Source organism: Gordonia sp. DT218 (genome assembly GCF_049847105.1).
Taxonomy (GTDB): domain Bacteria; phylum Actinomycetota; class Actinomycetes; order Mycobacteriales; family Mycobacteriaceae; genus Gordonia.
In genome coordinates, this window is the sequence record NZ_JBNCNS010000001.1 from 655,242 (window position 1) to 667,226 (window position 11,985).

General features: G+C 67.5%; 12 protein-coding genes. 5 read left to right on the top strand and 7 right to left on the bottom strand.

All coding sequences use genetic code 11. The features are described from left to right. Nucleotides 1–26: 26 nt before the first annotated feature. Genes ACPXCG_RS03010 through ACPXCG_RS03020 form a run of 3 tightly spaced genes read right to left on the bottom strand, consistent with a single transcriptional unit; the run spans nt 27 to nt 3,224 of the window. The gene (locus ACPXCG_RS03010) at nt 27–1,664 is read right to left on the bottom strand and encodes an ABC transporter permease (RefSeq protein ID WP_425788941.1); all 1,638 of its coding nucleotides are present in this window, start codon (nt 1,662–1,664) and stop codon (nt 27–29) included. Then, nucleotides 1,664–2,575: an ATP-binding cassette domain-containing protein gene (locus tag ACPXCG_RS03015; protein WP_425788943.1), complete on the bottom strand. Its 912-nt coding sequence runs from the start codon at nt 2,573–2,575 to the stop codon at nt 1,664–1,666. Before ACPXCG_RS03015 ends, ACPXCG_RS03010 begins: the two co-directional genes overlap by 1 nt. Continuing rightward, nucleotides 2,559–3,224, bottom strand: coding sequence for a TetR family transcriptional regulator (locus ACPXCG_RS03020; RefSeq protein ID WP_425788945.1), 666 nt, complete (start codon nt 3,222–3,224; stop codon nt 2,559–2,561). The genes ACPXCG_RS03015 and ACPXCG_RS03020 overlap by 17 nt, the downstream gene beginning before the upstream one ends. Nucleotides 3,225–3,454: 230 nt before the next feature. On the opposite strand from ACPXCG_RS03020, the gene serC reads away from it, so the two are divergent. The 3 genes from serC to ACPXCG_RS03035 all read left to right on the top strand — a co-directional run bounded on the left by serC (nt 3,455) and on the right by ACPXCG_RS03035 (nt 6,712). Further along, entirely contained in the window at nt 3,455–4,600 is a 1,146-nt protein-coding gene (serC, locus tag ACPXCG_RS03025) for a phosphoserine transaminase (RefSeq protein WP_425788946.1), read from the top strand. Between the two features lie 294 nt (nt 4,601–4,894). Further along, on the top strand, nt 4,895–5,896 hold the full coding sequence (sepH, locus tag ACPXCG_RS03030; protein ID WP_425788948.1) for a septation protein SepH: 1,002 nt from the start codon (nt 4,895–4,897) through the stop codon (nt 5,894–5,896). A gap of 9 nt (nt 5,897–5,905) precedes the next feature. Further along, the gene (locus ACPXCG_RS03035; RefSeq protein ID WP_425788950.1) at nt 5,906–6,712 is read left to right on the top strand and encodes a DUF6928 family protein; all 807 of its coding nucleotides are present in this window, start codon (nt 5,906–5,908) and stop codon (nt 6,710–6,712) included. Nucleotides 6,713–6,790: 78 nt separating this feature from the next. Here the strand turns inward: ACPXCG_RS03035 and ACPXCG_RS03040 are convergent, their stop codons facing one another. Together ACPXCG_RS03040 and ACPXCG_RS03045 are read right to left on the bottom strand one after the other, a co-directional pair. Further along, on the bottom strand, nt 6,791–7,096 hold the full coding sequence (locus ACPXCG_RS03040; RefSeq protein WP_425790467.1) for a DUF2537 domain-containing protein: 306 nt from the start codon (nt 7,094–7,096) through the stop codon (nt 6,791–6,793). Between the two features lie 29 nt (nt 7,097–7,125). Beyond that, nucleotides 7,126–7,980, bottom strand: coding sequence for a TrmH family RNA methyltransferase (locus tag ACPXCG_RS03045; RefSeq protein ID WP_425788952.1), 855 nt, complete (start codon nt 7,978–7,980; stop codon nt 7,126–7,128). A 222-nt stretch (nt 7,981–8,202) separates the two neighbouring features. Between ACPXCG_RS03045 and ACPXCG_RS03050 the strand changes: the two genes are divergently transcribed. Continuing rightward, a complete protein-coding gene (locus ACPXCG_RS03050) occupies nt 8,203–9,447 on the top strand; it encodes a GNAT family N-acetyltransferase (RefSeq protein WP_425788954.1) in 1,245 nt (414 codons plus the stop codon). A gap of 31 nt (nt 9,448–9,478) precedes the next feature. On the opposite strand, the gene ACPXCG_RS03055 is transcribed toward ACPXCG_RS03050, so the two are convergent. Both ACPXCG_RS03055 and ACPXCG_RS03060 read right to left on the bottom strand, forming a co-directional pair. Next, nucleotides 9,479–9,949 (bottom strand): MarR family transcriptional regulator, encoded by a 471-nt coding sequence (locus tag ACPXCG_RS03055; RefSeq protein WP_425788956.1) that lies wholly within the window; start codon nt 9,947–9,949, stop codon nt 9,479–9,481. Between the two features lie 160 nt (nt 9,950–10,109). After that, nucleotides 10,110–11,543, bottom strand: a complete 1,434-nt coding sequence (locus ACPXCG_RS03060; RefSeq protein WP_425788958.1) for an NCS2 family permease — start codon at nt 11,541–11,543, stop codon at nt 10,110–10,112. 190 nt (nt 11,544–11,733) lie between these two features. On the opposite strand from ACPXCG_RS03060, the gene ACPXCG_RS03065 reads away from it, so the two are divergent. Then, nucleotides 11,734–11,982, top strand: coding sequence for a DUF2530 domain-containing protein (locus ACPXCG_RS03065; protein ID WP_425790469.1), 249 nt, complete (start codon nt 11,734–11,736; stop codon nt 11,980–11,982). Nucleotides 11,983–11,985 lie beyond the last annotated feature (3 nt).

The following is an 11,985-nucleotide window of genomic DNA, read 5'->3' on the forward strand; positions in this document are numbered from 1 at the left end:
GGTGTCGGCCTCAGCCGGTGTCGGCCTCAGCCGATGTCGCGACGGTGGAAGGCGAGTTGGGCGGCAACGGCGAACAGCGCTGCGATGGCCAGCAGCACCACGATCGGGAGCCATTGCATCGGTTCCAGCGGCACCGCCGGGGCGTGGGAGAACGGAGAGAGGTCGCGGGCCCACTGCGGCAGGCTGAACATCCCCGACAGCGGCCCGAGAAACAGCGCGGCGATCACCACCAGCCAGCCGACCGGGACCAGCATCGGCCGAAACGCGTAGAGCGCGACGGCGATACCACTGACGAGCAGCGCCGCCGGGATCTGCACTCCGGCGGCCGCGAGGTTGTCGCCCGCCGCGCTCCAGCCCCCACCGGCCACGCCGTTACCCACCGTCATGCCGAGCGCGGCAGCGATGAGGATCACCACGACCCCGACAGCGGCGGTCGCCGCGTACACGGCCAGGTATCTCGATCGCGACGTCGGGGTGACGAGCAGGACCTCGGTGCGCGACGACACCTCCTCCGATCGCATCCGTGTCACCACATTGACCGACCACGCGCTCGCCGCCACGGCGAGGAAGGTCATCATCGTCGAGCCGAACAGCGTGCTCAGATCGCCCTGCAGACCCGACTGCTCCAGCACCCGACGCATCTGTTCGTTGTCTCCGGCCAACTCGTCCACCGACGGTTGGAGAAATCCGATGACCAACGCGTACAACGTGATTGCTGAAGTCCACGAATAGAGCAACGAGCCCGACAACCGCACCGCGACGGCCCTGACCGACGACAACCTCGTCGATGACGCCGGCCCGGGACGTGGCGAGATCAATCCCGCGTCCAGGTCGCGCCCGAGGGCGAACCGGGCCGCAAGGCCGACGCCGAGGACCGCAACGGCGAGCGATGCGACGGCCGGCCAAGGGTTGTTCGCGCCGAACGGATCGATGAGTTCGGCCCACCCGACCGGCGTGATCCAGCGCAACCACGACCACGTGTCATCGACGTCGGCGACACCGCGCAGCACGTAGCCGGCGAGCACGATCGAACTCGCGGTCAGGTTGGCGATGTGCGACGTCTTGGCGATCTGGGCCGACACCAAGGCGACCCCGACAGCGGCCATCGCAGTCGTCACGTACTGCGCGAACACCGCGATCACATCGCCGACGCCGGCTCCCAGCGGGAACAGCATGACCGACATCCCCAGGGCGACGACCACGCAGAAGGCCGTCGACACCACGGTCGCCGCCCACAGCGAGGCCAACGGGCCGGTGGCGCCCGCACGAAGAAGTTCTGCCCGCCCGAGTTCTTCCTCCTTCCGCGTCTGCCGGACCACCATCATCACGGCGCACACCGCGAGCGCCGCGATCATGAACAGCCCGGCCCGCCACACGGTCACCGCGGCAGCGGAATCGACGTGGTCCAGTGGTCCGAGCAGGAATCGGAAGGCCGAATTCGATCCGGCGCCGACCTGCAAGGCCGCTCGCTTCTCCGATGTCGGATACGAACTACTGATGGTCGCGGCGGTGGACAGGTTGATCAGCAGGAAGACCACCAGAGTGATCACGATGATCCACCGCTCGCGACGCGTCATCAGCCGCACGAGCCGACCGGACTTCGCGAGCAGGTCGCGCCCGCCCTCGGTCGATGAAGATGCCGGGGTGATCGTCGGCGCCGCCATCACGCCGGCTCCTTGTCGCCATATGCGTGCAGGAACAGTTCCTCGAGGCTCGGCGGTTCGACGGACAGGGTTCGGACGTCCAGTCCGGCCAGGGCGGTCGTGACCGCGGCCAGACCACCGTCGGCCACCGTGAAACTCACACCGTCGCCGTCGGTCGTGAAATCGTGCACGTCCGGCAGGTCGGCCAGGCCCGACGCATCACCCTCGACCGTCGCCGTCACACGCGATCGACGTAGGTGCCGCAGCTCGGCGAGGGTGCCCGACTGAACCGTCTTCCCTGCACGGATGATGGTCACTGTCTCGCACAGCTCCTCCACCTCGGCGAGGATGTGACTCGACATGAGTACCGCCGACCCGGTACGGGCTCGTTCGGCGACACAATCCGCGAACTCGCGCGTCATCAGCGGGTCGAGTCCGGAGGTCGGTTCGTCGAGGATCAACAGCTCGGTGTCGGCGCACAACGCCGCGATCAGCGCGACCTTCTGGCGGTTCCCCTTCGAGTAGGTCGACGATTTCTTGGTGGGGTCGAGCTCGAATCGATCGATGAGTTCGGCCTTGCGCGTGGCAGATTCGACCCGCAGGTCACGCAGGGACAGCAGCAGGTCGATGCATTCACCGCCCGAGAGTTGCGGCCACAGACTCACGTCGCCCGGTACGTAGGCGAGGCGCCGGTGGATCGACACCGCGTCGGCGAGCGGGTCGGCACCGAACACCCGGACCCGGCCGCCGTCGTGCCGGTACATCCCCAGCACAACCCGGATCGTCGTCGACTTGCCCGCACCGTTGGGACCGAGGAACCCGGCCACCTCGCCACCACGCACCTGTAGGTCCAGGCCGTCGAGGGCCTGGAAAGACCCGAACCGCTTGCGCAGCCCGGTCACGTCGATCACCGGATCATCTTGTCGGGTCATCGTGTTCCTCTCGGTATGCCAAGACCGCGTCGAGCAGGGAGTCGTCCGCCATGACACCGTGGACGGCCACCTCGGTGGCGGGGACCACCACGCGGTCGACGTAGGACCGCAGGATCGCGCCCGCGTCCGCCCAGTCGTCCGGCGGGTGCATGACCACATCGACCAGCAACGCACCCATGGACTGGGCGACCATGTATCGGGCCCTTGCCTTCTCGTCGCGTGAGGGGCGAATCGTGCCGGCCGCCACCCCGCCTCGGAACGTCTCCTCGGCGTCGTCGGCGAGATGGCCGAGGAGTTCCCGCGCCATCTCGCCGCCCGCCTGCAGGCTGCGGATGAGGTAGACGATGCGGGGCCCGTCCTCCTCGATCGAGTCCATCTTGGCCAGCAACCCGCCGAAAGCCGTTGCACCCGGAGTTGTTTCGAGGCCTGCCTGGTTGGCTTCGCGGGTCTGCCGCAGCACATGCGCATCACACTCCGCCCGCAACTTCTCCTTGCTGCCGAAGTGATGGATCACCAGACCGGGGCTGACGCGCGCCGACTCGGCGATGGCCCGCACCGTCGCGGAGAACCCGTCACGGGCGAACACCTCGATGGCGGCGTCGCGCAGACGGGCTCGCGTGGTGCGGTCGTCGGCGTCCATTGAACGCATGTTCAGTACATTAAACGCACGTTCAGCGACGGTCAACACCCCCACCGATCCGTCCGGCGCCATCTCCCCAGATCATCCGCGTAGCCCCCACGAGGCCGCGCAGGCCGCGACCTGCGCGCCTGCACAGCAGGTGCGCGGCTACCGAAACGACCCGTCGGGCCGGCGCCACCAGCAACCTGACGAGGGACCGCGCCGTGGGTGGTTGGCGCCACAACCCTAGAATTGGCCACATGAGTGACACCGCCACCGCACCGATCACGATCCCCGCCGACCTTCTGCCGTCGGACGGCCGCTTCGGTTGCGGTCCGTCCAAGGTGCGGCCCGAGCAACTGCAGGCCCTCGTCGACACCGGCGCATCGGTGTTCGGCACCAGCCACCGCCAGGCACCGGTGAAGAACGTCGTGGGCTCCGTCCGCGCCGGCCTCGCCGAGTTGTTCGCGCTGCCGGAGGGCTATCAGGTGGTCATCTCCAACGGCGGTACCACCGCGTTCTGGGACGCCGCGGCGTTCGGCCTCATCAAGCAGCGTTCCCTCCACCTGACCTACGGCGAGTTCTCGTCGAAGTTCGCCACCGTGGCCAAGAAGGCACCGTTCCTGGACTCGCCGTCGGTGATCTCCACCGACCCCGGGACCGCTCCCGACCCGGCCGCGCTGACCTCCGATGACTTCGGCGGTATCGACCTCATCGGATGGGCGCACAACGAGACCTCGACGGGCGTCGCGGTGCCGGTGACCCGGCCGGCCGGTTCGGACGACGCACTGGTGGCCATCGACGCGACCTCCGGTGCCGGCGGTCTGCCGGTGAACGTCGCCGACGCCGACGTCTACTATTTCGCGCCGCAGAAATGCTTCGCATCGGACGGCGGTCTGTGGATCGCCCTGATGAGCCCGAAGGCCCTCGAACGGATCGACCAGATCGCCGAGACCGACCGGTGGTGCCCGGAGTTCCTCTCGTTGCCGACCGCCGTCGACAACAGCAGCAAGGACCAGACCTACAACACCCCGGCCGTTGCATCGTTGCTGCTGCTCGACAACCAGATCCAGTGGATGCTCGGACAGGGCGGCCTCGACTGGTGTGTCTCACGCACCGCCGACAGCAGCTCGCGGCTGTATCAGTGGGCCGAGGCCAGTGAGTTCGCGACGCCGTTCGTCACCGACCCGTCGCAGCGCAGCCAGGTTGTCGGGACGATCGACTTCAGCGACGACGTCGATGCCGCCGCGGTCGCGAAGACGCTGCGGGCCAACGGTGTCGTCGACACCGAGCCGTACCGCAAGCTCGGCCGCAACCAGTTGCGCGTCGGCATGTTCCCGGCGATCGAGCCGGACGACATCACCAAACTCACCCAGTGCATCGACCACGTCGTCGGCGCCCTGTAACCCTTACCCGACTTCCCCAACCGCAGCCGCGACGGTTTCCGGCATCCGCGCCCCGTTTGGACGTCGCGGATGCCGGGAACCGTCGCGGCTGCGGTGTTTGGCGTTGGTGGGGGTGTGCGGCAAGAGGGAGGGTAGGGTGGCGCATGGGTCACTCGTGACACATCTGCCCCTGTGGCAGCATGCGCCACAGCCTTGCTGATCTGCGGTTTTGCCGCGTGTCCCACGGCTCGACGACCCACCGGTGGTCTAACCTGACCCCAATGCCCGCACTCGTGGTCACTGGAGGAGGAGCAGATGCGTGAGCTACGCGTAATCGGCGTCGAGGCCGATGGCACCCATGTGATCTGTCAGGACCCGGAGTCGGGTGAGAAGTACCGGATCGCGGCCGACGAGCGCCTCCGCGCCGCCGCACGCGGTGACATCTCACGATTGGGGCAGATCGAGATCGAAATGGAAAGCTCACTCAGGCCACGAGAGATACAGGCCCGAATCCGGGCCGGTGCAAGTGTGCCGGAGGTCGCGGCACTGGCCGGGGTTCCGGTCGACAGGATCGAGCGTTTCGCCCATCCCGTTCTCCTGGAGCGCGCCCGGGCCACCGAACTGGCCTCGATGTCGCACCCGATCCGGGAAGACGGTCCGTCGGTCTCGACCCTCGGTGAAGTCGTCGCCGAGTCCCTGACCGCGATGGGCCACAACCAGCAGGACGTGGAATGGGACGCCTGGAAGGGCGACGACGGCCACTGGGTGGTGCAGGTCGGTTGGCATGTCGGGCGTACCGACAATCACGCCCACTGGCGTTTCCAACCCGGCGCCCACGGTGGCACCGCCGATCCGCTCGACGACCTGGCCGACGAGCTGACCCATCCCGAGTCCATTCCGCCACGCCGGCGACTGACGCCGGTGGCGACCCCGCACCTGACGCCGCACCCAGAGGTCGACCCGGCCGCCGGCACCAACGCCGACGGTCATGACGAGGTCACCCTCGACGCCGACCGGCTCATCGACGCCCAGCGCACCCGCGGCGGATCACCGCAACCGGGCCACGACGAGCACGGCACCGTAGCCATCGATTTCGGCGGTCGCGACGATGCGACCTGGACCGAGCCCGACCCTCGGCCCGCGGACGCCTCCGATCGCGACGACGAGGTGGCGCCGGCGGCGACCACCGCCTCCGGCGAGCACACCGATGATCAGGCTGCTGCCCCGTCCGCGAAGCCTCGGCGCAAGTCTCGCAAGCCGGCTGTCCCCGCGTGGGAAGACGTTCTGCTCGGCGTCCGCAGCAACGGCAACAGCTAGTCTCTCGACGTGTCGGCACGCGCGGTCACCCTCTGGTTCATCGACACCGACAACCCGGTTGCGGAGCTCGCCTCCCCTACCAATGACGTTGTCGCAGCGCAGAAATTGGCCGAGGCGATCTACGGCGACCGGGTACTCGTCCCGTTCGCGGACACCGACCTCGCGACGGCCGCCGCGGCGCAGGACGCCCACGTGTACGCCGGGTGGTACGGGCGACTCGCCGTCATCACCTGTTCGCTGTTCGCGACCACCCAGCCATCGACGCTGACCCGGACGATCTCGTCCATCCGGCAGAGTTCCGCAGCGACGGTGCTCTACACGGATCCCGACACGGCAACCGGGATCTTTGCCCGATGGGAGAATGGCGAACTCCGTAGATCGTTCGGGGCGGATCCGGTCACCATCTTCGAGGATTGCGGACTCCCGTATCCGTTCGAGCGGGAGTTCTGGGCCGGCGAGCACCCTCTCCGTTACGCGCCCGGCGTCCCGCCGGAACCACTCGGATTGCCGTTTCACCCACAGCACCTCGCCGAGCAGGCGAATCGGGAATGGCTGGGTTTCCGGTTCACCCACCCGCGCATCGAAGGCGACCACGACCCGTCGCGAATCCCGGTCACCGCCTTCGCGATCCACCCTGCCGATTACGTACCGGGAGAATCGGATTGGCGGGACTACCGGAACCGCAGCCAGATGATGGTCGAGCGCCCGACGGACGGCACCCCGCGTCCCACATCTCCGGACCAGGACCAGGCGGCCCCGGTCCGACCCACCCGACAACGAGGCCGGATCGCCCGGTATTTCGGGTTCGGCAACTGACGGTGGTCGGCAACTGACGCGGGTTCGGCAACTGACGGGGGTTCGGCAAGCGGCGGCGTGCGGTCGGCGTGCCGTCGGTCATCGGCCCATCGCGAGGAGTGCCACCGTCGAGCCGAATCCGGCCAGCAGGCCGATCACGCTGCCCCAGACGATCCACCGCCAGACAGGTCGCTCACGCAGATCCCACAGGGTCCACCCGAGTCCGACGGTGACCACCGCGACCGCCGCCAGACCGAGCCAGCTCAGCACGCCACCGATGAGTTCGTAGACGCCGACGAGCAAGCAGGTGGCGAACAGGGCGCAGATCGCCGACACCAGCAGACCGAGAACCCACGGCGTCGGCTCGTCGACGACCCGGTCGGCATCCGGCGCAAGTGGATGCATCCGGCGTCGACTGTCGCGATCGGTCGAGATCATCCGTCCATGGTGCCCGATCGGGCACGTTCGTAGAACGCGATCGCCGCGGCCGTCGCGACATTGAGCGAGTCGGTGCCGCGGCTCATCGGAATCCGGGCGCGGACATGGCTGGCGCGCATCGCCGTCTCGGACAATCCGGGCCCCTCGGCGCCGACCAGAAATGCGACCTTCTCCGCGCCGACCGCATCCGACAACGGGACGGAACCGTCGCCGGGGGTCAGCGAGATCAGCCGGAACTCATTGTCGCCCAGTGCGGTCAGGCTTCTCGGCCAATCGTCGAAGCGCGCGAACGGGACGAGCAGCGCATGACCCATCGACACCCGGACGCAGCGTCGGTACAGCGGGTCGGCGCAACCGGCACCGAACAGCACGGCGTCCACCTCGAGCCCCGCGGCATTGCGGAAGATGCTGCCGATGTTCTCGTGGTCGTTGACGCCCTCGAGGACCGCGATGGTCCGCGCATCCGCGATCGCATCCGCGACCGACAGTGGCTCGGGCCGGCGCGCCGCCCCGAGGACTCCTCGGTTCAGGTGAAAACCGACCACCTCGGCCATCACCTCCGCGGAGGCGCGGTAGAAGGGCACACCGTCGAGGGACGGCGCGGTGAGCTCGTCGGAGAGTTCGGTGAGGCGTTTGTCGACCCCGAGGAATGCGTGTGGCGCGAATCGGGAGGCGATCATGCGCTTGGCGACGAGCACCCCCTCGGCGATCACCAGGCCCTTGCCCACCCGGCCGCCCGGCAACACGGGCAGGTCGGGTCGCCGGTCCACGGAGTTCAGATCCCGGAAGTCGTCGACCCGGGGATCGGCGGGGTCGTCGATGTCGATGACGTCGACTCGGATGATGGCCACCCCGACAGTCTGCCAAGGAGCTACTCGCGCGTCCGGACCGGTCCGGACGCGCGTTGCTCTCGGCGGGATCGGGGTTGCTCTCGGCGGGATCGGGGTTGCTGTCGCCGGGATCGGGGTTGCTGTCGCCGGGATCGGGGTTGCTGTCGCCGGGATCGAGGTTGCTGTCGGCGGGATGGCGGGGCTGCTCGCATCGGTCCCGACCGCCTGTGAAACGGTTGACAGGTGAGTAATCTGCAGGCCGCTTCATCCGCGCTCACCGTGGCCCGTGCCACCGATGCGGACTGGGACGAGATCTTCGCGACCGACGCGCGCGCCTTCCTGATGACCAACCCGCTGTCGGCGGCCGAGCAGGCGGACATGCGGGGCAAGGTCGACGACGCCGACGTCGTGCTGGTGCGCAATCCCGACGGCCTCGCCGGCGAGCCTCTCGTCGGCGTCTCGATGTTCTATCGCATGGTCATGACGTTGCCGGGCGGCGCGGCGCACCCCGCGGCCGGACTCTCCTGGGTGTCGGTGGCCGCGACCCACCGCCGGCGCGGCATCCTGCGGACGATGATCACGGAGCTGTTCGATCAGTGGGAAGCCGACGATCACGTGTTCGCGATCCTCACCGCGAGCGAGGCGACCATCTACGAGCGCTTCGGATTCGGCCCGACCTGTTTCGCGCAGGACGTCACCGTCGACCTCGGTGCCGCCAAGATGCGACACCGGGCCGACCGTGCTCACTCACCGGTCAACTACGCCACGGGCGACGAGGTGGCCCGCCACATCCCCGAACTCCACGCGCGCTGGACGACAACCCGTCCGGGCGCCCTGGCCCGCCCACAGTCGTGGTGGGACCCGATCCTGGCCGATCGCGAATCGCAGCGCCCGGCCCATAGCAGCGGCATGCACTATCTGCTCCACCCCGACGGTTACGCGGCGTACCGGATCAACCAGTCCACCCAACCGACCCGTGGGGACATCACCGAGGTGGTCGCTGCCACGGACGAGGCACGCATCGACCTGTGGCGGGTGCTCGTGGGACTCGATCTCATGCCGACGGTCACCGCGTCGATTCCCGTCGACGATCCGCTGCCCGTCTCCCTGACGAATCATCGAGCAGTCGCGGTGACCGGGGTCCGCGACACGATGTGGCTCCGCATCCTCGATGTCCCACGTGCGCTCGGCTCCCGCCGCTATGCGGCAGATCTCGACGCCGTGATCGAGGTGACGGACGAATTCCGAGGCCGCGGAGGCATTTTCGACGTTTCCGTCCGCGACGGCGGCGCGATCGTCGCGCCCAGTTCGGCGACGCCGACGGTACGCCTGGACATCTCGGTACTCGGGTCGATCTTCCTCGGTGGGACACCCGCCCGCAGATTCGCGGCATCCGAGCGTCTGTGGACCGACAGCGCGGACACCCTCGCTGCCCTCGACCGTGCCTTCGGCACCGATCGGGCACCGTTCGCCGGGACGTTCTTCTAGTCGTCGTTCACGTCGCGGGACGACCGTTCACTCAGCGGACGTCGTCGTCGCCATTGATGAGCTTGCTGATGATCGGGACGATGGCGGCCAGCTGACCTCGCTCGTGTGGCGTCAGCTCTGCCAGCCGCGCGCTCAACCACTCCTCGCGGGCGTCGAGTTCGGCAGTGATCACCTCATTGCCGCGTTCGGCAAGCGTGACGATCGCCTGCCGGCCGTCGGTCGGATGCGGTTCACGCCGCACCATCCCGAGGTCCGACAACGACGCGATCACCCGGGTCATCGATGGCGGCTGCACGCGTTCGGCGAGGGCCAGCGCGCCCGGCGACATGGGGCCTTCGTGGTGGAGCGTCGACAGCGCGGACAACTGCGTCAGCGACACGACCTTGCTGACCCGGCGCCCACGCAGCCGTCTGGCGAGTCGGACGATCGCCAGCGACAACTCACCGGACAGCGTTCTGTCGGGCAAGGTCATATCCGTGATTGCGAGGTGCGAGATAGTCATGTCCGCGAATGTCCTGTCCGAGCGAGCCAAATCTGAGACCACTGAGTCCACGCCGCTAAGCGTAATTCACTTCTGCGATCACGCAATGCGATAGCGTGATTTGCGACTGCGGGATTGGTCCTTTTGGAGGACACAGGTCGACCATTCCGACCCGCTGTGGTCAGCCCACCAAGTCGTAGATCGGTCCGCGGGCGAAATATGCTACAAACACCGCGGCAATGATCCAGAGCAACGGATGGACCGACCGGCCCTTGCCTGCTGCCGCCGCCATCACCACCCAACTGATGAACCCCACACCGATGCCGTTGGCGATCGAATACGTGAACGGCATGATCACGATGGTCAGGAATGCGGGCAGCGCGTGGGAGAACTTGGTGAAGTCGATCAGCTTCACCTGACCGATCATCATGGCGCCCACAACCACCAGTGCGGGTGCCACCGCCTCCAGCGGAACCACCTCGTAAAGCGGTGTCAAAAACATCGCGAGCAGGAACAACACGCCAGTCACGACGTTCGCGAGACCGGTCCGCGCACCTTCGGCGATGCCCGATGCCGACTCGACGAAGACGGTGTTCGACGACGACGACGCGACGCCGCCGGCAACCGCGCCGGTCCCTTCCACGACCAGCGCGCGGCCGATCCCGGGCAGGTTGCCCTTGTCATCGCTCAGTCCGGCCTCCTTGCCGAGACCCGTCATCGTGCCCATTGCGTCGAAGAAGTTCGACAGCACCAGGGTGAAGACGAGAACCGACGCCGCCAGTACCCCGATCCGAGTGAAAGCGCCGAACAGATCGACGTCGCCGACCAGACTCAGATTGGGTATGCCGCCGAATCCGTCGGGAATCTGAGGAATCGACAGACTCCACCCTTTGGGGTCGTCAGCACTCGACCCGAGGTCGAGAGTCGACTCGAGAATGATCGAGACGACGGTCGTGATGACGATGCCGATCAGGAGTCCACCAGGCACCTTGCGCACCACCAGCACGCCCATCAACAGGACACCGAGCGAGAAGATCAGCGTCGGGATCGTGCTGATCGAGTTGTCGGTACCGAGTTGCACGGGGACGGTCGTCCCCGCGGCGTCGGGTACCCGGCGCACGAACCCGGCATCGACACAGCCGAGGAAAGCGATGAAGGCACCGATGCCTGCCGCGATCGCCGCCTTCAACTCGGCCGGGACCGCGTTGAACACCGCGGTCCGGAACCCGGTCACCGCCAGCAGGACGATGATGATGCCGTCGATCACCACGAGTCCCATCGCCTCCGGCCACGTCACCTGTGGCGCGATCGTGACGGCCAGCAGACTGTTGATGCCGAGACCGGTGGCGATGGCGAACGGGTAGTTGGCGACCAGACCGAAGATGATCGACATGACGCCTGCGACGAGGGCGGTGACCGCCGCGACCTGTGCCAGCGGGAGGACGTTGCCGAGTACGTCGGCATTCTTCGGCTCACCGGGTATGCCGCCGATGATGATCGGATTCAGCACCACGATGTAGGCCATCGTGAAGAAGCTGACGAGGCCGCCGCGGATCTCCCGACTGACGGTCGACCCGCGCTGACCGATCTTGAAGAATCGGTCCAGCGGTCCCATGGGCTGCGACCTCACCGTTTCACCCGATGGTGCGGAGGACTCCCCCGGCGAACCGTTGGGCTCCCCCGGTGAACCGGTGGATTCCATCGAAGGGGTGGAGGGCGCCGCCGATGTCTCCGTGGACTCGGTCGACGACGTGCTGGGCTCGCTCGACGGATCGGTGGGCACAAACGAAAGTTACTCTGATGGCATGGCCGACGCATCCGACATCCCCGAACTACCTTCTGTCTTGCGCGCCCCGGAGCCGGTCATCATCGCCGGCATGCTCGCCTGGCTCGTCGCGGCGATCGTGGTGGGACTGACGGGTTGGGGTGGCGATCGCACGCTGGCAGTGTGCCTCGTCGGCCTGGCGGTCGGATCCCTGGGGACGACGATCTTCCTGATACAGCGTGCCGCCGTGCGCCGCGGCGACCGCACCGCCCAGCAGGGCCTTGATTGAGCC

Coding starts and splice junctions, on each gene's coding strand:
- ACPXCG_RS03010 (WP_425788941.1), bottom strand. CDS start 1,664: ATGGCGGCGCCGACGATCACCCCGGCATCTTCATCGACCGAGGGCGGG.
- ACPXCG_RS03015 (WP_425788943.1), bottom strand. CDS start 2,575: ATGACCCGACAAGATGATCCGGTGATCGACGTGACCGGGCTGCGCAAG.
- ACPXCG_RS03020 (WP_425788945.1), bottom strand. CDS start 3,224: ATGCGTTCAATGGACGCCGACGACCGCACCACGCGAGCCCGTCTGCGC.
- serC (WP_425788946.1), top strand. CDS start 3,455: ATGAGTGACACCGCCACCGCACCGATCACGATCCCCGCCGACCTTCTG.
- sepH (WP_425788948.1), top strand. CDS start 4,895: ATGCGTGAGCTACGCGTAATCGGCGTCGAGGCCGATGGCACCCATGTG.
- ACPXCG_RS03040 (WP_425790467.1), bottom strand. CDS start 7,096: ATGCATCCACTTGCGCCGGATGCCGACCGGGTCGTCGACGAGCCGACG.
- ACPXCG_RS03055 (WP_425788956.1), bottom strand. CDS start 9,949: ATGACTATCTCGCACCTCGCAATCACGGATATGACCTTGCCCGACAGA.
- ACPXCG_RS03060 (WP_425788958.1), bottom strand. CDS start 11,543: ATGGGACCGCTGGACCGATTCTTCAAGATCGGTCAGCGCGGGTCGACC.
- ACPXCG_RS03065 (WP_425790469.1), top strand. CDS start 11,734: ATGGCCGACGCATCCGACATCCCCGAACTACCTTCTGTCTTGCGCGCC.